At 65.8% G+C, this 15878-nt stretch carries 16 protein-coding genes and 1 other RNA gene; 9 read left to right on the plus strand and 8 right to left on the minus strand.

What is annotated here, in order from left to right; all coding sequences use genetic code 11:
• The first annotated feature begins 7 nt into the window (after nucleotides 1-7).
• Nucleotides 8-1507 (plus strand): phosphomannomutase/phosphoglucomutase, encoded by a 1500-nt coding sequence (locus CK489_RS11100; RefSeq protein ID WP_095732343.1) that lies wholly within the window; start codon nucleotides 8-10, stop codon nucleotides 1505-1507.
• Nucleotides 1508-1883: 376 nt separating this feature from the next.
• Here the strand turns inward: CK489_RS11100 and CK489_RS11105 are convergent, their stop codons facing one another.
• From CK489_RS11105 to CK489_RS11130, 6 genes are all read right to left on the minus strand, one after another.
• A complete protein-coding gene (locus tag CK489_RS11105) occupies nucleotides 1884-3350 on the minus strand; it encodes a methyl-accepting chemotaxis protein (RefSeq protein ID WP_095732344.1) in 1467 nt (488 codons plus the stop codon).
• Nucleotides 3331-3612 carry a hypothetical protein gene (locus CK489_RS11110; RefSeq protein ID WP_349626923.1) on the minus strand — a complete coding sequence of 94 codons (282 nt, stop codon included), beginning with the start codon at nucleotides 3610-3612 and terminating at the stop codon, nucleotides 3331-3333. The genes CK489_RS11105 and CK489_RS11110 overlap by 20 nt, the downstream gene beginning before the upstream one ends.
• A gap of 190 nt (nucleotides 3613-3802) precedes the next feature.
• The gene (locus CK489_RS11115; protein WP_095732346.1) at nucleotides 3803-4303 is read right to left on the minus strand and encodes an Lrp/AsnC family transcriptional regulator; all 501 of its coding nucleotides are present in this window, start codon (nucleotides 4301-4303) and stop codon (nucleotides 3803-3805) included.
• Between the two features lie 76 nt (nucleotides 4304-4379).
• Complete coding sequence (locus CK489_RS11120; RefSeq protein ID WP_095732436.1) at nucleotides 4380-5327, minus strand: sugar kinase; 948 nt, start codon at nucleotides 5325-5327, stop codon at nucleotides 4380-4382.
• A gap of 165 nt (nucleotides 5328-5492) precedes the next feature.
• Entirely contained in the window at nucleotides 5493-6443 is a 951-nt protein-coding gene (gene nudC, locus CK489_RS11125; protein ID WP_095732347.1) for an NAD(+) diphosphatase, read from the minus strand.
• A 6-nt stretch (nucleotides 6444-6449) separates the two neighbouring features.
• Nucleotides 6450-6869, minus strand: coding sequence for an HIT domain-containing protein (locus CK489_RS11130; RefSeq protein ID WP_050626814.1), 420 nt, complete (start codon nucleotides 6867-6869; stop codon nucleotides 6450-6452).
• A 111-nt stretch (nucleotides 6870-6980) separates the two neighbouring features.
• Between CK489_RS11130 and ffs the strand changes: the two genes are divergently transcribed.
• The 5 genes from ffs to CK489_RS11155 all read left to right on the plus strand — a co-directional run bounded on the left by ffs (nucleotide 6981) and on the right by CK489_RS11155 (nucleotide 10551).
• An RNA gene (ffs, locus tag CK489_RS11135) (signal recognition particle sRNA small type) lies at nucleotides 6981-7077 on the plus strand.
• 110 nt (nucleotides 7078-7187) lie between these two features.
• Nucleotides 7188-9029 carry a DNA polymerase III subunit gamma/tau gene (locus CK489_RS11140; protein WP_095732348.1) on the plus strand — a complete coding sequence of 614 codons (1842 nt, stop codon included), beginning with the start codon at nucleotides 7188-7190 and terminating at the stop codon, nucleotides 9027-9029.
• Between the two features lie 21 nt (nucleotides 9030-9050).
• A complete protein-coding gene (locus CK489_RS11145) occupies nucleotides 9051-9371 on the plus strand; it encodes a YbaB/EbfC family nucleoid-associated protein (protein WP_095732349.1) in 321 nt (106 codons plus the stop codon).
• Entirely contained in the window at nucleotides 9372-9977 is a 606-nt protein-coding gene (recR, locus tag CK489_RS11150) for a recombination mediator RecR (RefSeq protein WP_021079588.1), read from the plus strand.
• Nucleotides 9978-10122: 145 nt separating this feature from the next.
• The gene (locus CK489_RS11155) at nucleotides 10123-10551 is read left to right on the plus strand and encodes a hypothetical protein (protein ID WP_095732350.1); all 429 of its coding nucleotides are present in this window, start codon (nucleotides 10123-10125) and stop codon (nucleotides 10549-10551) included.
• Nucleotides 10552-10711: 160 nt separating this feature from the next.
• Here the strand turns inward: CK489_RS11155 and CK489_RS11160 are convergent, their stop codons facing one another.
• Together CK489_RS11160 and CK489_RS11165 are read right to left on the minus strand one after the other, a co-directional pair.
• Nucleotides 10712-12079 (minus strand): AmpG family muropeptide MFS transporter, encoded by a 1368-nt coding sequence (locus CK489_RS11160; protein ID WP_095732351.1) that lies wholly within the window; start codon nucleotides 12077-12079, stop codon nucleotides 10712-10714.
• 93 nt (nucleotides 12080-12172) lie between these two features.
• Nucleotides 12173-13381, minus strand: coding sequence for a DNA recombination protein RmuC (locus CK489_RS11165; RefSeq protein WP_095732352.1), 1209 nt, complete (start codon nucleotides 13379-13381; stop codon nucleotides 12173-12175).
• A gap of 170 nt (nucleotides 13382-13551) precedes the next feature.
• Here CK489_RS11165 and def point away from each other — a divergent pair, with 170 nt between their 5' ends.
• From def to truA, 3 genes are read left to right on the plus strand one after another with little or no spacing between them, the layout of a single operon-like run.
• A complete protein-coding gene (gene def / locus CK489_RS11170) occupies nucleotides 13552-14079 on the plus strand; it encodes a peptide deformylase (RefSeq protein ID WP_024578808.1) in 528 nt (175 codons plus the stop codon).
• A gap of 21 nt (nucleotides 14080-14100) precedes the next feature.
• Complete coding sequence (gene fmt, locus CK489_RS11175) at nucleotides 14101-15036, plus strand: methionyl-tRNA formyltransferase (protein ID WP_095732353.1); 936 nt, start codon at nucleotides 14101-14103, stop codon at nucleotides 15034-15036.
• Nucleotides 15036-15773 (plus strand): tRNA pseudouridine(38-40) synthase TruA, encoded by a 738-nt coding sequence (gene truA / locus CK489_RS11180; protein ID WP_095732354.1) that lies wholly within the window; start codon nucleotides 15036-15038, stop codon nucleotides 15771-15773. Before fmt ends, truA begins: the two co-directional genes overlap by 1 nt.
• Nucleotides 15774-15878 lie beyond the last annotated feature (105 nt).

Below are 15878 nucleotides of genomic sequence, written 5' to 3' on the forward strand. Positions count from 1 at the left end.
GTTTCTGATGTTTCCGAAGCCGAAATCCGCGCTGGTCCCGAACACCTATGCCTTCGAATCCGAGCCGATGGTGAAGTCGACCGGGTTTCGCGAGTACGACGCGCGCTGGCTGTTCAACAAGGAAATCAACCTGATGGGCGTGCAGGCGCTCGGCATGGGGCTCGGCGCGCTGATCGCGGAGCTCGGCGTCAAGCAGGAGATCGTCACCGGGCATGATTTCCGCGGCTACTCGGCCTCGATCAAATACGCGCTGATCTCGGGTCTGATGGCGGCGGGCTGCAAGGTGCACGACATCGGGCTCGCGGTGACGCCGATGGCGTATTTCGCGCAGTTCGATCTCGACGTGCCCTGCGTCGCGATGGTCACCGCCTCGCACAACGACAATGGCTGGACCGGCGTCAAGATGGGTGCCAACCGTCCGCTCACCTTCGGCCCCGACGAGATGACGCGGCTGAAAGAGATCGTGCTGAACGCCGCATTCAACAACAAGGCCGGCGGCTCCTACCAGTTTCACGAGAACTATCCGGCGCGCTATATCGCCGACCTCACCAGCCGGCCGAAGCTGAAGCGCAAGCTGAAGGTGGTGGCGGCCTGCGGCAACGGCACCGCGGGCGCGTTCGCGCCGCAGGTGCTGGAGGCGATCGGCTGCGAGGTGATCCCGCTCGACACCGAGCTCGATCACACCTTCCCGAAATACAATCCGAATCCGGAAGACATGGAGATGCTGCACGCGATCCGCGATGCGGTGCTTCTGCACAAGGCCGATGTCGGGCTCGGCTTCGACGGCGACGGCGACCGCTGCGGCGTGGTCGACAACACCGGCGAGGAGATCTTTGCCGACAAGGTCGGCGTCATGCTGGCGCGCGACATGTCGGCGATCAACGCCAACGCGCAGTTCGTCGTCGACGTGAAGTCGACCGGGCTGTTCGTGACCGACCCCGTGTTGCAGAAGCAGGGCGCCAACACCGTGTACTGGAAGACCGGGCATTCCTACATGAAACGCCGCACCAATGAGCTCGGCGCGCTCGCCGGCTTCGAGAAGTCCGGCCACTTCTTCTTCAACAAGCCGTTCGGCCGTGGCTATGACGACGGCCTGGTGTCGGCGATCGCGATCTGCGAGATGCTCGACCGCGCCCCCGGCAAGTCGATGGCCGACCTCAAGGACGCGCTGCCGAAGACCTGGTCGTCACCGACGATGTCGCCGCATTGCGCCGACGAGGCGAAGTACGGCGTGGTCGATGCCGTGGTGAAGCACTTCGAGACATTGCAGCAGCAGGGCGGCAAGGTCGCGGGGCAAAGCATCCGCGATCTCGTCACCGTCAACGGCGTCCGCGTCACCGTCGCAGACGGCAGCTGGGGCCTGGTGCGCGCATCCTCGAACAAGCCGGAGCTCGTGGTCGTGGTGGAAAGCCCGGTCAGCGAGCAGCGCATGCGCGACATGTTCGAGGCAATGGATTCGGTACTGCGCACGCATCCCGAGGTCGGCGAGTACAATCAGAAGATCTGAGGCGGCCCTTTTCCGCAAGCCGACTCGTCATCGCCGCTTTCGCAGGCGACTACACCGCGTTGCTTGGCGGGCGATGCCAAATCAAATTCGATGTCGTCCCTGCGAAAGCAGGGACCCATAACCACCGAAGTTCATTGTTGCGCGACGCCGGAATGACGAGTCCCATCCATCGCATCCGCTGCGGCGTATGGGTCCCTGCTTTCGCAGGGACGACAAGCGGAAGGAGTCTTGATCCTCCACACCTGTCATTACCCGGCTTGACCGGGTGATCCAGTGTTCCAGAGACGGTCGTGATTGAGCCGCGAGGCTGCGGCGTACTGGATCGCGCGGTCAAGCCGGGCGATGACGGCGCGGTAGGTCGCCGATCTTACCTTCCTCACGCCGCCCGCAGCGAGGCGAGGAAGCGGTCGAGCTCGGCCTTCAGCCATTCCGACTGCGAGGTCAGGCCGTTCGCCGCGTCGAGCAGTTGCGCGGTGGCGCCGCCGGCCTGTTCGGACGCGCGGTTGACGTTGAGGATGCCCTTGTTGACGTCGCGGGTGCGATCGGCAGCCTGCTGCAGATTGCTGGAGATCTCGCGGGTCGCCGCGCCCTGCTGATCGACCGCGGCCGCGATCTCGCCGGAGACGTGGTCGATTTCCGCGATGGTGGTCCCGATGGTCCCGATCGCGCTGACGGCGGCGCCGGTCGCGTTCTGGATATCCTGGATCTGAACCGAGATCTCCTCGGTCGCCTTGGCGGTCTGATTGGCCAGCGCCTTGACCTCGCTCGCGACGACCGCAAATCCGCGGCCGTGCTCGCCGGCGCGCGCCGCCTCGATGGTTGCGTTCAGGGCGAGCAGGTTGGTCTGGCTGGCGATGTTCTGGATCAAGGTCACCACCTCGCCGATCTTCTGGGTGCCGGCGGCAAGTCCCTGCACCACGCTGTTGGTGCGGCGCGCGTCGTCGGCGGCCTTGGCGGCGATCTTCGCCGAGCGCGTCACCTGCTCGGCAATGCTGTTGATCGAGGCCGTCAGCTCCTCGGTTGCCGACGCCACGGTTTCGACGTTGCTCGAGGCCAGCGTCGATGCGGAGGCGGCCGCGGTGGCCTGGCGGATGGTTTCCGCGTTGCTGCCGTCCATCGTCGTCGACAGGCCCTGCATCGCGTTCGCCGCCACCGCGACGGCTTCGACGACCTCGCCGATCTTGCGCTCGAAGCCGGCAGCCAGCTCGCGTCGCGCGGCGTCACGGCTCTGCTTGGCTTGTTCGGCCTCGATGCGGTCGGCATTGGCGCGCGCTTCGGCGGCAACGGCGGCCTCGGCTTCGGCCGCCTTCTGCGCCGACGTCCTGAACAGTTCGGCAAGCGTGTGCGCCAGCCAGATCAGCACGCCAGCCTCGATCAAGAGGATCACGGCGTGCAGGACGACGCGGCCGAAATCGGCGCCGCCGGGATAGATCGCGGCCGGCAGGATGAAGTTCAGCGTCAAATGGTGCAGGGCGACCGCCGCGGTGCCGGCGACGATCGGCCGGTAGTCGCAATAGGCGACCAGGCACGCCAGCGCGGCGAAGAAGTACATGTGCATGTCGACCTGCCAGCGGTGGCCGGCGAACTGGTAGACCAGCATCGACACGCCGGCCATCAAGGCCACGGCAACGATCAGTCGCGTCGAAACGCCGTTCCCCGACAGGCGCCACGAGGCCGTCGCCGTCACCGCCATCGCCACCATGAAGCCGGCCGGGATCAGCCAGTCGGTGTGCAGCGTGATGCCGACGATGATCGCGATCGGAACGTGCAGCCAGAGCACCACGAGCAGGATCTTGCTGGCGGTCTCGCGCAGTGCGGCCATTTCATCGCCTTCGAAGGTCATTCCCAACCCCCAGATCGTCGTCCGACTTGAAGCAGCCGGCGATCGCCTGCGGATCCATGGTCAGCAGCGCGCCCGCCTCGTACAGCCGGCGCAGCCCGCCATCGCGGTCAGGCCGCACCACCAGCAGGGCCGGGATCGCGGTCATCCGAACGATCGACGCATTGGCGGAAGCGGCGGCCAGCAGCGCGCGCTCGGCGCGCCACCACGGCGGAAACGCCACGGCCACCACGTCGCTGCCCGCACGCACCTGCAACGACAGCATTGCGACCGCGATCCAGCTCGCAATCAGCAATGCAGCCGCGCCTAGCCATGCGGGCCGTCGCCTCGCTGGGATGATCTCCCCCGGCACCATGGCAGCACAATACCGCTGCCGGCGCTAACTTCCGGTAAATGCCGCGCCGGCGGACTACCTGGGGGCGTATCGACGTTCGTATGAAATGGTGCGGCGGCGTTTACGCCGCGGGCACCGGCAGCGCCGTCACCGACTTGATCTTCTCCATCGCAAAGCGCGAGGTGACGTTCTTCAGCGGCACGGCACTGATCAGCTTCTTGTAGAACACGTCATAGGCCTGCATGTCGGCGACCACGACGCGCAGCATGTAGTCGACGTCGCCGGCCATCCGGTAGAACTCCATCACCTCGGGCATGGCGCTGACGGCGTCGGCGAATCTGCGCAGCCAGGCTTCCGAATGGTCGGCGCTCTCGACCGAGACGAACACCGAGATCCCGAGCCCGATCTTGTTCTGGTCGACCAGCGCCACGCGGCGCAGGATCACGCCGTCGGCCTCGAGCCGCTGGATGCGCTTCCAGCACGGCGTCGACGACAGCCCGACCCGGTCGCCGATCTCGGCGACGGAGAGCGAGGCATCCTCCTGCAACACGGTCAGGATCTTGCGATCGATCGCGTCGAGGCGGCGGCTGTTGTCATGAAGCTGAATGGCGACATCGGTCATAGAAGAAAGTTCCACATGAAGGTTCAAACTCCCTCATATAGAGAAAAATCTTCCAAATCAAGCGGGTCGTGACCGGTCAGGCCGGCGGGGCGTCGGCGTGTTCGCCCAAAAACGCTTCAACTTCAGTACGTTGCGGTGCGGCATAAGCGCCGCCGAAGCGGGTGCATTTCAGTGCTGCGGCCGCGGACGCAAAGCGCAGCGCCTGCCGCAATTCCTGCTTCTCGGTGATGGCGAGGGCAAACGCGCCGTGGAAGACGTCGCCGGCCCCGAGCGTGTCGACGGTATGGACCGGGAAGGCCGGGCTCTCCTCGAGCTCGCCCTTCTCATTGAGAAAGATCGTGCCCTTCGGGCCGCGGGTGCCGGCCAGGAAGGAGGGGGTGAGCTTGGCGAGCTTCTGCAGCGCCTGGCCGTCGTCGGTGACGTCGGCGGTCTCCTGCAGCGGCTCGCTGGAGAACACCAGATGCGAGGAGGCGGTCAGCAGCCCTTCCCGCATCGACATCGCGCGGTCGACGTCGACCACGACAGGAATCCCGCGTTTGACGGCCTCTGCGCACAGCTCGGTGCAGAACGGCGCGCAGCGGCTCTCGGTCAGGATCGCCGCGCAATCCTCCAGCAGCAGCTCGGTCGGCGGCAGCTTGACCTTCCAGAGCTCGGGATCGCGGAAGGTGACGATGGTGCGCTCGCCGGTGTCGTCGATCATGATCGCCGAGATCGGGGTGACCAGGTCCGGCATGTGGATCAGATGGTTGGTCTCGATGCCTTCCTCGGCGAGCTTGTCGAAGATGAAGCGGCTCGAGGTCTCCCGCGAATCGCCCATCGGCCCGCAGATCGAGGCGCGGCCGCCCAGCCGGACGATGCCGATCGCGGCGTTCAGCGCATTGCCGCCGCAGATCTCGTCGAAATGCGTCGCATTCTCCTTGGAGCCGCGCGCCGGAACGTTGACGCGGAAGGTGAGGTCGCGCACCGGCAGGCCGATGCAGAGGATGCGGGGCGGGACTTTCGGGGCGCCGTCTTGAAAATTCATGCAGGGATCCGTCGCAATGGTTCCAAGCGCGATGATCGTCATCGCGCTCTAGCTCATTGTTTGAGCATGATCTTTTCGGAAAACCGCTTCGCACTTTTCCGGATCATGCTCCCACTTACACAATCAGTGTCCGAATTTAATCGGCAGAACGATGTCCGGTTCCCGCTATTGGTCCAACGGATTCCGGTGGTGCACCCAGCGGCCGAGCAAATGATGGGCAATCGCGAACGGATGCGGGCCGGCGAGGCCATCGGGGTGCTGGCGCTTCAGCATCAGCGCCGCCTCGGCATGGTCGAACCAGCGCGCATCCTCGAGCTCGGAGCGGTCGACCACGATGTCCTCGTTGGTCGCCCGCGCGGTGCAGCCGATCATCAGCGATGACGGGTAGGGCCAGGGCTGCGTCATGTAATAATTGACGTCGGTGCAGCGGATGCCGCTTTCCTCGAAAATCTCGCGCCGGACCGCATCCTCGATGGTCTCGGCGGCTTCGACGAAGCCGGCGAGGCAGGAGTACATCCCGGGCATGAACTGCTTCTGGCGGCCGAGCAGCACCTTGTCGCCCGATGTCACCAGCATGATCACGACCGGATCGGTGCGCGGAAAATGCTCGGCCTTGCAGCTCGGGCATTCGCGCTTCCAGCCGCCCTCCCGCATCGCCGTGCGGGTGCCGCAATTGGCGCAGAAGCCGTGGCGCTGATGCCAGGTCACCATCGATTTCGCCATCGCGATCGCCGACAGCTGCTCGGGCGGCACCACGCCCTGCATCGCCATGCCGCGCAATTCGGTGATCGCAACATCGCTGCGTCCGACCAGCTTCTCGGCCGCCTGCGGCGCGATCCCCATGCCGAAGATCGGCGCGGCATCGCGCAACCCTAAGAAGATCGTGCCGGGATTGGCGCCGTAGCTGCGGGCTTCTTCCAGCGAGAGCAGCGCGCGGGCGCCGCCATCCTCCTGCTTCACCACAAGCGAGTCGCGATAGATCACATAGGCGCGCGCCTCGCGGTGGCCCTCCAGCGCGAACAGTTTTTCGTCATTGCTGCGCAGATGCGCGGCGCGGTCGAGCACATGGGTGACGAAGGCCGGCTGGCCGAGCGGAAATGAATCGGATGCAGACATTGAATTTCAACCCAACCAGATCTTGCGGCGAAGCGCGCTGATGAAATTCTGCACTTCCTCGGCGTCATGCGCCAGCGGCGGCATCACGCCCCAAACGGGACGCGGCCATGCAGCGTCGCTGGTGCGGCGGGCGACGACGTGGACGTGAAGCTGCGGGACGAGGTTGCCGAGCGCCGCGACATTCAGCTTGTCGCATTTGGTGACCTCTTTCAGGGCCCGCGAGACGCGGGTGATCTCGGTCATCAGCTGCGCCTGCTCGACCTCGTCGAGGTCGATGATCTCGACCGCGCCGTCCCGCCGCGGCACCAGCAGCAGCCAGGGATAATGCGCATCCTTGATGACGAGCACCTTGCACAGCGGCAGGTCGCCGATGTCGATGGTGTCTTTCTTGAGCTGCGAATGCAGCGACCAGTTGGAGGCGGGCATGGAGGGCAAGTAATGCCTTTCCGTGTTCCCAGACAAGCCCCACAAAGCCGGCCTCACAAAGCCGGGTCAGGCCGCTTGCTTTCCGGCGCTTTTGGCCCCAAATAGGGACCGGGAGATTGGCGGTGGACGAGCCACTCGCCAACCGGGTCAGGTCCGGAAGGAAGCAGCCCTAACGAGGTCCGGATCGGGTCGCTCGTCAGTCTCCTACCTGTTTTTTCCGAGCGAATCGCGCTGGAATGGCGGTCTCCGCGCCCGGCGCTCGATTTCGGCTCCCATCCGCACGCCGGCTGAAGAGACACCCAAGTTGCGGATCGACGCATGAATGACGCTGGCGACCCCTCCCGACCGTCCGACGGCGCTGGCCAGAGCGGCTTCGATCTCGGCGGGGCGCCGGATGCCAACAAGCCGTACCGCGTCCTCGCCCGCAAATACCGCCCTTCCAGTTTCGAGGACCTGATCGGCCAGGAGGCCATGGTCCGCACCGTCTCGAATGCGTTCGAGACCGGGCGGATACCGCAGGCCTGGATCCTCACCGGTGTCCGTGGGGTCGGCAAGACCACCACCGCCCGCATCCTCGCCCGCGCCTTGAACTATGAGAAGCCGGACGGCTCGGTGAAGGGGCCGACCATCCACATGCCCGACCTCGGCGTGCACTGCCAGGCGATCATGGAAAGCCGGCACATGGACGTGCTGGAGATGGACGCCGCGTCCCACACCGGCGTCGACGATGTCCGCCAGATCAATGACAGCGTGCGCTATGCGCCGGCGAGCGCGCGCTACAAGGTCTACATCATCGACGAAGTCCACATGCTGTCGACGGCGGCCTTCAACGCCTTCCTGAAGACGCTGGAGGAGCCGCCGGAGCACGCCAAGTTCGTGTTCGCCACCACCGAAATCCGCAAGGTTCCGATCACGGTGCTGTCGCGCTGCCAGCGCTTCGACCTGCGCCGCGTCGAGGCCGACGTGCTGATGAAGCATCTCGGCAACATCGCGGCCAAGGAAGGCGTCGAAGTCGAGCCAGAGGCGCTCGGCATCATCGCCCGTGCGGCCGAAGGTTCGGTGCGCGATTCGCTGTCGCTGTTCGACCAGGCGATCGCGCATGCCGCGGGCAATGTGAAGGCCGACGCGGTCCGGCAGATGCTCGGCCTTGCCGACCGCACCCGCGTGATCGACCTGTTCGATTCGCTGGCGCGTGGCGATATCGCCGCTGCCTTCGCCGAGTTTCGCGCGCAGTATGATGTCGGCGCTGATCCGGTCGTGGTGCTGTCCGATCTTGCCGAGTTCGTGAACTTCGTCACCCGCGTCAAGTTCGTGCCGGCGACCGCCGACAATGTCGCGTTCGGCGAGACTGAGCGGACGCGCGCGCGCGAATTCGCCGCCAAGCTGTCGACGCGGGTGCTGTCGCGGATGTGGCAGATGCTGCTCAAGGGCATTGCCGAGGTGCAGACCGCGACGCGCCCGGCGGCTGCCGCCGAGATGGTGCTGGTGCGGATCGCCTATGTCGCCGACCTGCCGACGCCGGATGAAGTGATCCGGATGATCGAGCAGAACGGCGGCGGCGCGGCGTCCGCGACATCAGGTTCCGCCGCATCGTCATCGCCACGCGGCGCGCCGGCTTCGGCGATATCGGCAATGCCGTCGGCGCCGGTGCGCGCACCGCAGGCTGGCCCGCGCGCCGATCTCGCTGCGCGTCCGCAGATGGCATCGCCGGTCGCCGATGCCGCGCCGGTGCTGCGGGTCACGAGCTTTTCGCAGCTGATCGCGCTCGCCGGCGAGAAGCGCGACATCATGACCAAGAGCGCGCTGGAGGCCGATGTGCGGCTGGTGCGCATCGAGGACGGCCAACTCGAGATCGCACTCGAGCCGAAGGCGCAGCGCGCGCTCGTCACCGACCTGCCGCGCAAGCTCGAATTGTGGACCGGGCGGCGCTGGACCGTGATCATTTCCAACGAGGCCGGCCAGCCGACGGTACGTTCGCAGAACGAACAGGCGCGCAGCGAGCATCAGCGCGCGGCCGAAGCCGATCCGCGCGTGCAGGAGGTGCTGGCGCGCTTTCCGGGCACCAAGGTAGTCGAGGTCCGCCGCCTTGCCGCAGAGGTTCCGGTGGCGGATGCGACTGGCGAAGACCCGATTGAAACTTCCGACAGCGACGACGATTGATCTGATTACAGGAACGCACGCATGGCTGATTTTCTCGGCATGATGAAGCAGGCAGCGCAGCTGCAATCCAAGATGCAGGAGATGCAGGAGCAACTCGGCAATGTCGAGGTCGAAGGCATTTCCGGCGGCGGCCTGGTCGCGGTGCGCATGACCGCGAAGATGGAAGTGAAGGGCGTCAAGATCGATCCGTCGCTGATGAAGGCGGAGGAGCGCGAGGTGCTCGAGGATCTCCTCGTCACCGCGCATGGCGATGCCCACCGCAAGGCGGAGGCCGCGATGCAGGAGAAGATGGCGGCGCTGACCGGCGGACTCGGCCTGCCACCGGGACTTGGTCTCACCTAAATGGCCGCAAGCGTCGCCGGCCCCGAGATTGAACGCCTGATCCAGTTGCTGGCGCGGCTGCCGGGCTTAGGTCCGCGTTCGGCGCGGCGCGCGGCGCTGCACCTAATCAAGAAGCGCGAAGCGCTGATGACACCGCTGACCGCGGCGTTGCAGGTCGCGATCGACAAGATCCAGGTCTGCAAGACCTGCGGAAACATCGATACACAAAATCCCTGCACGGTGTGCACCGATCCGCGCCGCGATCCCTCGATCATCGTGGTGGTCGCCGACGTCGCCGATCTCTGGGCGCTGGAACGCGCCAATGCGACCAACGGCCGCTATCACGTCCTCGGCGCAACGCTGTCGCCGCTCGACGGCGTCGGTCCGCAGGATCTCACCATCGACCAGCTGGTGGCGCGCGCCCATGCGCCTGAGGTGACCGAGATCATTCTGGCGTTGAATGCGACCGTCGATGGCCAGACCACCGCGCATTACATCACCGACCTGTTGTCGGAGGCCAATGTGCGGGTGACGCGGCTGGCGCATGGCGTACCGGTCGGCGGAGAGCTTGATTATCTCGACGAAGGTACGCTATCCGCAGCCATGCGGCAGCGGACGCTGTTCTAGCAAGCGATCCAGGGCCGGACCCGGCTGATTTCCTAAGCGATCCGTCACAAGTCGAAAAGATCGCGCCGAAACAAAATGATAGGGTGGATGACGATTCGAGGATGGTCATCCACGCTCTGACGAATCAAATACGGAACACCTGAAAATGACAACACACCGATTCGGCGCACGGTTCGGCTTTGCGTTTTTGGCGGCGACCTTGGTCGCGCCGTGTGCGATCGCGCAACAGAGCGACGCGCCGCAGAAGCCCGGCAAGATGATCCATGCCGGCGACGTGCTGTCGGGGGAACTCGGCGTCATGAAGGTGCGCGATGCCAAGAATCGCGGCAAGCGCGTTGCGACCTACCAGATCACCAGCGAGCCGCGCCGCCTGCCGCCGCCGAACGGCCTGTGCAATCTCGAAACCGGGCCGGAAACCTTCCAGCTGGTTCCGACCAACGACGCCCAGGCCGCGCAGCTCAAGAGCCTCTCCGGCAAGGCCATCTCGGTGAAGGTCGACGAGGTCGCCTGCGCCAAGGACGCCGGCGAGATGAGCGAAGCCATCGTCACCAAGTGGAGCGTGGTGGCGAAGTAGGTCTCATCGAATCGAGAACCATCCGCATCGTCGTCCTGGCGAAAGCCAGGACCCATTACCCCAACTGTCGGTTATTGCGCGACGCTGCGGCCAGAATCCCTGTCACGACCATGTGCGGTGGTTATGGGTCCTGGCTTTCGCCAGGACGACGCGGGGAGAGCTAAACCCGCACCGGCCCCAGCTCATCAAAGTGCCCGCGCCGCTGCAGCCAGGCCAGCAGGATCAGGCTCGGGATCGCGACCAGCACGCAGATCACGAAGAACGTCTGCCAGCCGACCGCCTTGGCGACATAGCCCGCGCCCGATGACAGATAGGTGCGGCCGACTGCCGCGAGCGCAGTCAGCAGCGCGTACTGGGTCGCGGTGTGCAGCGGATTGCGGCACAGCGCCGACAGATAGGCGACGAAGATCACGGTGCCGATCGCGCTGGTGAAATTCTCCGCCGTGATCGCCAGCGCCAGCGCCCATTGATCGACGCCGACATGGGCGAGCCAGGAGAACGACAGGTTGGCGACCGCCTGCAGCACGCCGCCGATCCAGAGGCTCTGCGCAAGCGAATAGCGCCGCGCCACGAAGCCGCCGGCAAAGCCGCCGATCAGGGTCGCGGCAAGGCCGACGCCTTTCACGATCGCCGCGTAATCGACCTTGGAAAAGCCGATGTCGATCACGAACGGTGCGGTCATGGTGCCCGAGAACGCGTCGGTGAATTTGAACAGCACCACGAAGGCGAGCGCCGCGAAGGCATCCTTGCGGCTGAGGAACTCGGAGAACGCGCCGAGCGCCGCGTGCAGCACGCGCTCGGCGGCGTTCTGCGCATGCGTGGCGGCCTCCGCGCCTTTCGATTGGGCGGGCTCGGTCGCGGCGAGCGCGGTAACGATGCCGATCACGACCAGCGCGGCCATCACCACATAGCCCCACATCCACGCCGACGGGCGCGCGAGCCCGGCGGATTCGAAGCCGCTGACGATGAACAGCGCGCCGGCGGTCGAGACCAGCATGCCGACCCGATAGGCTGCGACATAGGACGCCATGCCGGCGGCCTGCTCGCTCTCGGGCAGGCTCTCGACGCGGAAAGCATCGACCACGATGTCCTGCGTCGACGACGCCGTTGCGACCAGCAGCGCGGCGAAGGCCGCAAACCATGGCGACCGCGCCGGATCGGCCACCGCCAGCACCAGGATCGTCGCGATCAGCACCAGCTGCGAGAGCAGCAGCCAGCCACGGCGGCGTCCGAAAACCTGCGTGAACAGCGGCACATGCAGCGCATCGACCAGCGGCGCCCAGAGGAATTTCAGCGTGTAGGGCGTGCCGATCAGCGCCAGCAGCCCGATGGTGCCGAGATCGACCCCGGCCTCCTTCATCCACACCTGCAGCGTCGAGCCCGACAGCGCCAGCGGCAGCCCCGAGGAGAAGCCGAGCAGCAGCACGATCAGCACCCGCGGCTGCAAGTACACGGCGAAGCTGTCGCGCCAGGAGGTGGCGGCGGAGGGCTTTTTCGGCTGGGGCGCGGTTGTTTCGGGCGCGATCATGCCCCCCTGTTAGCAGATTCGAGCCGCAAAGACGGTGTCATCACCCGGTCAAGCCGGGCGATGACACCGACTAGGAGGTGAGATCAGTGCCAACTACTCCCCCGCCTGCAGCTTGCGCGGGGCGGGGAACAGGTCGGTCGTGCTGGGCTTGGCGAAGCGCGGCACCTCGATCGGGGTCTCGGACTTGCTGAAGTCGAGCTCCTCGATGCGGCCGGCGCGCTTCTCGATCTTGTCGGCGGAGATCAGGATCTGCCTGACGTCCTCGTTGACCTGGCCGAAATGGGTCTGCAGCTTCAGCACGCGCTCGCGCAGGCGGCCGAGGTCATCGCCGAGATGCATCACCTCGTTGCGGATCTGGTCGGCGGCGTCGCGGATGCGGGCGTCCTTCAGGATCTGCTGCATCACCTGGATCGCCAGCATCAGCAGCGACGGCGACACCAGCACGACGCGGGCGCGATAGGCCTTCTGGATCACGTCGTCGAAGCCGTCATGGATTTCGGCATAGACCGATTCCGAGGGCACGAACATCAACGCGGTGTCCTGGGTCTCGCCCGGGATCAGGTACTTCTCCGCGATGTCGCTGACATGCTTCAGCACGTCGGTGCGCAGCCGTTGGCTGGCGAATTTGCGCTCCTCGTCGCTGCGCGCGTCGTGCAGCGCGGTCATCGCCTCCAGCGGAAATTTTGCGTCGATGCAGAGCGGGCGCTGGTCGGGCAGGAACACGACACAGTCCGGCCGCTTGCCCGATGTCAGCGTATACTGGAACTCGAACGAGCCCTTCGGCATGCCGTCCTGGACGATCGCCTCCATCCGCGCCTGGCCGAAGGCGCCACGCGACTGCTTGTTGGCGAGCACGTCGCGCAGTGTCGTCACCTGGGTGGTGAGCTCGTTGAGGTTCTTGTGGGCGTGATCGATGATGCCGAGCCGCTCGTGCAGCGCGCGCAGCGAATCCATCGTGTTGCGGGTCGATTGTTCCATCGACTGGCCGACCCGGTGGGTCACCGAATCCAGCCGCTCGTTGACGGCGCGGGCCATCTCGGCCTGGCGGCCGGCCAGCGCCTGCGCCATCGCGTCGACCCGTCCGGAGGATTCGCTCTGGGCCCGCAGCATGTCGGCGAGCCGCTCCTCCAACTCGTCGGCGCGAATGGTCTGGGCCATCGCGAGTTCCGCGCCGCGCCGGCTTCCGCGCGCGATCACCACGGCGATGGCGAACAGCAGGACCAGCGCCAGCGCGCCGAGGCCGATCAAGGCGTCCGAGACGCGGACCGGGAGGTCGCCAATCGTGAGCAGAATCTCGTTCATGCCGGTCCTTGTAGCCGATTCGGCGCCGCCATCGAACGAAAAGGGAACGGTTATGGTAAACACTCCCTTAAATTCCTTGGTTAACGTCGCGTAAAGAAACGTGGTTAAGGCCGCCTTAACAGGTTCCTGAGCGCATTGACCGCATCAGGCCCGCAGCTTAAATCGCCGCCATGGCATTAAGAGAAATCATCATCCTGCCGGACAAGCAGTTGCGGCTGGTGTCGAAACCGATCGAGAAGGTGACGCCGGAGATCCGCAAGCTCGCCGACGACATGCTTGAGACCATGTATGACGCGCCCGGCATCGGGCTCGCGGCGATCCAGGTCGCGCAGCCGCTGCGGCTGATCACCATGGATCTCGCCAAGCGCGACGAGAACGGCGAGACCACGCCGCAGCCGCGGGTGTTCATCAATCCGGAGATCATCTCGCATTCGGAGGAGCTGTCGGTCTACGAGGAGGGCTGCCTGTCGATCCCCGAATATTACGAGGAGGTCGAGCGTCCGGCGCGGGTGCGCCTGCGCTTCATAGACCTCGACGGCAAGCTGCATGAGGAGGATGCCGAGGGGCTCTACGCCACCTGCATCCAGCACGAGATCGACCATCTCAACGGCGTGCTGTTCGTGGACTATCTGTCGAAGCTGAAGCGCGACCGCGTGTTCAAGAAATTCGAGAAAGCCGCCAAGCGCGCGGCGGAGTAGCGGCCCGATCGAGCCTGTCTCATGCCTCTCCGTTTGATCTTCATGGGCACGCCGGATTTCGCGGTGCCGACGTTGCTGGAGCTCGTGGCCCATGGCCACGAGGTCGTGGCCGTCTACACCCGCGCGCCGAAGCCGGGCGGGCGGCGCGGCCTGCAATTGCAGCCGACGCCGGTCGAGCAGGAGGCGCGCCGCCTCGGCATTCCGGTACTCACGCCGAAGACGCTCAGGACGCCGGAGGCGCTCGAAGAGTTTCGCGCTCATGATGCGGATGCCGCCGTCGTCGTCGCCTACGGCATGATCCTGCCGCAGGCCATCCTCGATGCGCCCAGGCTCGGCTGCTTCAACCTGCACGCCTCGCTCTTGCCGCGCTGGCGCGGTGCCGCGCCGATCAACCGCGCCATCATGGCGGGTGATGCCGAGAGCGGCGTGATGGTCATGAAGATGGATGTCGGGCTCGACACCGGCGACGTCGCGATGGCCGAGCGGCTGCCGATCACGGACAGCATGACGGCATCCGACCTGCACGATGCGCTGGCGCCGCTCGGCGCCGATCTGATGGTGCGCGCGATGGGCGGGCTCGAGCGCGGCGGGTTGCAGCTGACCAAGCAGAGCGAGGACGGCGTCACCTACGCCGCCAAGATCGAGAAGGCCGAGGCGCGGATCGACTGGAAGCAGCCGTCGCGCGCGGTGTTGCGGCACATTCACGGGCTGTCGCCGTTCCCCGGCGCCTGGTGCGAACTGACAGGTGAAGGCGAGCCGGTGCGGCTGAAGATCCTGCGCTGCGAGCTCGCCAAGGGTTCGGGCCAGCCGGGCGATGTGCTCGACGACAATTTCGCGATCGCCTGCGGCGACGACGCGGTCCGGATCCTCGAATTGCAGCGCGCCGGCAAGACGCCGACGAAGGCGGCGGACTTCTTGCGCGGCACGCCGCTGAAGCCGCCCGCGCGGCTCGGCTGATGCCCCGCTACAAGCTCATCATCGAATATGACGGCACGCCGTTCTCCGGCTGGCAGATCCAGGACACCGCGCCGACCGTGCAGGGCGCGCTGGAGGCGGCAGTCAAGGCGATCTGCGGCGAGGATGTGCGCGTCCACGGCGCCGGGCGTACCGACGCCGGCGTGCATGCGCGCGGCCAGGTCGCGCATTGCGACATCGCCAAGCATTTTCCGCCCGGCCGTTTCCGCGACGGGCTGAACGCGCATCTGCGGCCCAATCCGATCGCGGTGCACGCGGCCGATATCGTCCCCGACGATTTCGAGGCGCGCTTCTCGGCGACCAAGCGGCACTATCTCTATCGCATCACCAACACCCGCGCGAACCTCGCGCTCGACATCGGCCGGGTCTGGCGGGTGCCGCGCGCGCTCGATGCTGATGCGATGCACGAGGCCGCACAGCGCCTGCTCGGCAAGCACGACTTCACCACCTTCCGCGACACCGAGTGCCAGGCCAGGTCACCGGAGAAGACGCTCGACCAGCTCGACGTCACGCGCGAGGGCAGTGCCATCAACATCGTGACGTCGGCGCGCTCGTTCCTGCACAGCCAGGTGCGCTCGATGGTGGGCTCGCTGGTCTGGGTCGGCGAAGGCCGCTGGAGCGCCGACGATCTTTTTGGTGCGCTCGCCGCCCGCAACCGCGCCGCCTGCGGCCCCGTCGCGCCGCCGGACGGGCTCTATTTGATGCGGGTGGATTATTAGACGGCGCGAATGATCCCGTAGGATGGGTAGAGCGAAGCGAAACCCATCATGTGCGCCGCGGATTCGAAGTGATGGGTTTCGCTTCGCTCTACCCAGCTGACGGAC

The sequence above is a fragment of the Bradyrhizobium sp. UFLA03-84 genome, assembly GCF_002289535.1.
GTDB lineage: Bacteria > Pseudomonadota > Alphaproteobacteria > Rhizobiales > Xanthobacteraceae > Bradyrhizobium > Bradyrhizobium viridifuturi.

What these genes read in the sequence shown, in the direction of transcription:
- CK489_RS11110 (WP_349626923.1), bottom strand. Translation starts at nt 3,612, where the DNA reads ATGCTGTCGTTGCAGGTGCGTGCGGGCAGCGACGTGGTGGCCGTGGCG.
- CK489_RS11100 (WP_095732343.1), top strand. Translation starts at nt 8, where the DNA reads ATGTTTCCGAAGCCGAAATCCGCGCTGGTCCCGAACACCTATGCCTTC.
- CK489_RS11165 (WP_095732352.1), bottom strand. Translation starts at nt 13,381, where the DNA reads ATGAACGAGATTCTGCTCACGATTGGCGACCTCCCGGTCCGCGTCTCG.
- CK489_RS11145 (WP_095732349.1), top strand. Translation starts at nt 9,051, where the DNA reads ATGGCTGATTTTCTCGGCATGATGAAGCAGGCAGCGCAGCTGCAATCC.
- nudC (WP_095732347.1), bottom strand. Translation starts at nt 6,443, where the DNA reads ATGTCTGCATCCGATTCATTTCCGCTCGGCCAGCCGGCCTTCGTCACC.
- CK489_RS11130 (WP_050626814.1), bottom strand. Translation starts at nt 6,869, where the DNA reads ATGCCCGCCTCCAACTGGTCGCTGCATTCGCAGCTCAAGAAAGACACC.
- CK489_RS11140 (WP_095732348.1), top strand. Translation starts at nt 7,188, where the DNA reads ATGAATGACGCTGGCGACCCCTCCCGACCGTCCGACGGCGCTGGCCAG.
- CK489_RS11120 (WP_095732436.1), bottom strand. Translation starts at nt 5,327, where the DNA reads ATGAATTTTCAAGACGGCGCCCCGAAAGTCCCGCCCCGCATCCTCTGC.
- CK489_RS11160 (WP_095732351.1), bottom strand. Translation starts at nt 12,079, where the DNA reads ATGATCGCGCCCGAAACAACCGCGCCCCAGCCGAAAAAGCCCTCCGCC.
- recR (WP_021079588.1), top strand. Translation starts at nt 9,372, where the DNA reads ATGGCCGCAAGCGTCGCCGGCCCCGAGATTGAACGCCTGATCCAGTTG.
- def (WP_024578808.1), top strand. Translation starts at nt 13,552, where the DNA reads ATGGCATTAAGAGAAATCATCATCCTGCCGGACAAGCAGTTGCGGCTG.
- fmt (WP_095732353.1), top strand. Translation starts at nt 14,101, where the DNA reads ATGCCTCTCCGTTTGATCTTCATGGGCACGCCGGATTTCGCGGTGCCG.
- CK489_RS11155 (WP_095732350.1), top strand. Translation starts at nt 10,123, where the DNA reads ATGACAACACACCGATTCGGCGCACGGTTCGGCTTTGCGTTTTTGGCG.
- CK489_RS11105 (WP_095732344.1), bottom strand. Translation starts at nt 3,350, where the DNA reads ATGACCTTCGAAGGCGATGAAATGGCCGCACTGCGCGAGACCGCCAGC.
- truA (WP_095732354.1), top strand. Translation starts at nt 15,036, where the DNA reads ATGCCCCGCTACAAGCTCATCATCGAATATGACGGCACGCCGTTCTCC.
- CK489_RS11115 (WP_095732346.1), bottom strand. Translation starts at nt 4,303, where the DNA reads ATGACCGATGTCGCCATTCAGCTTCATGACAACAGCCGCCGCCTCGAC.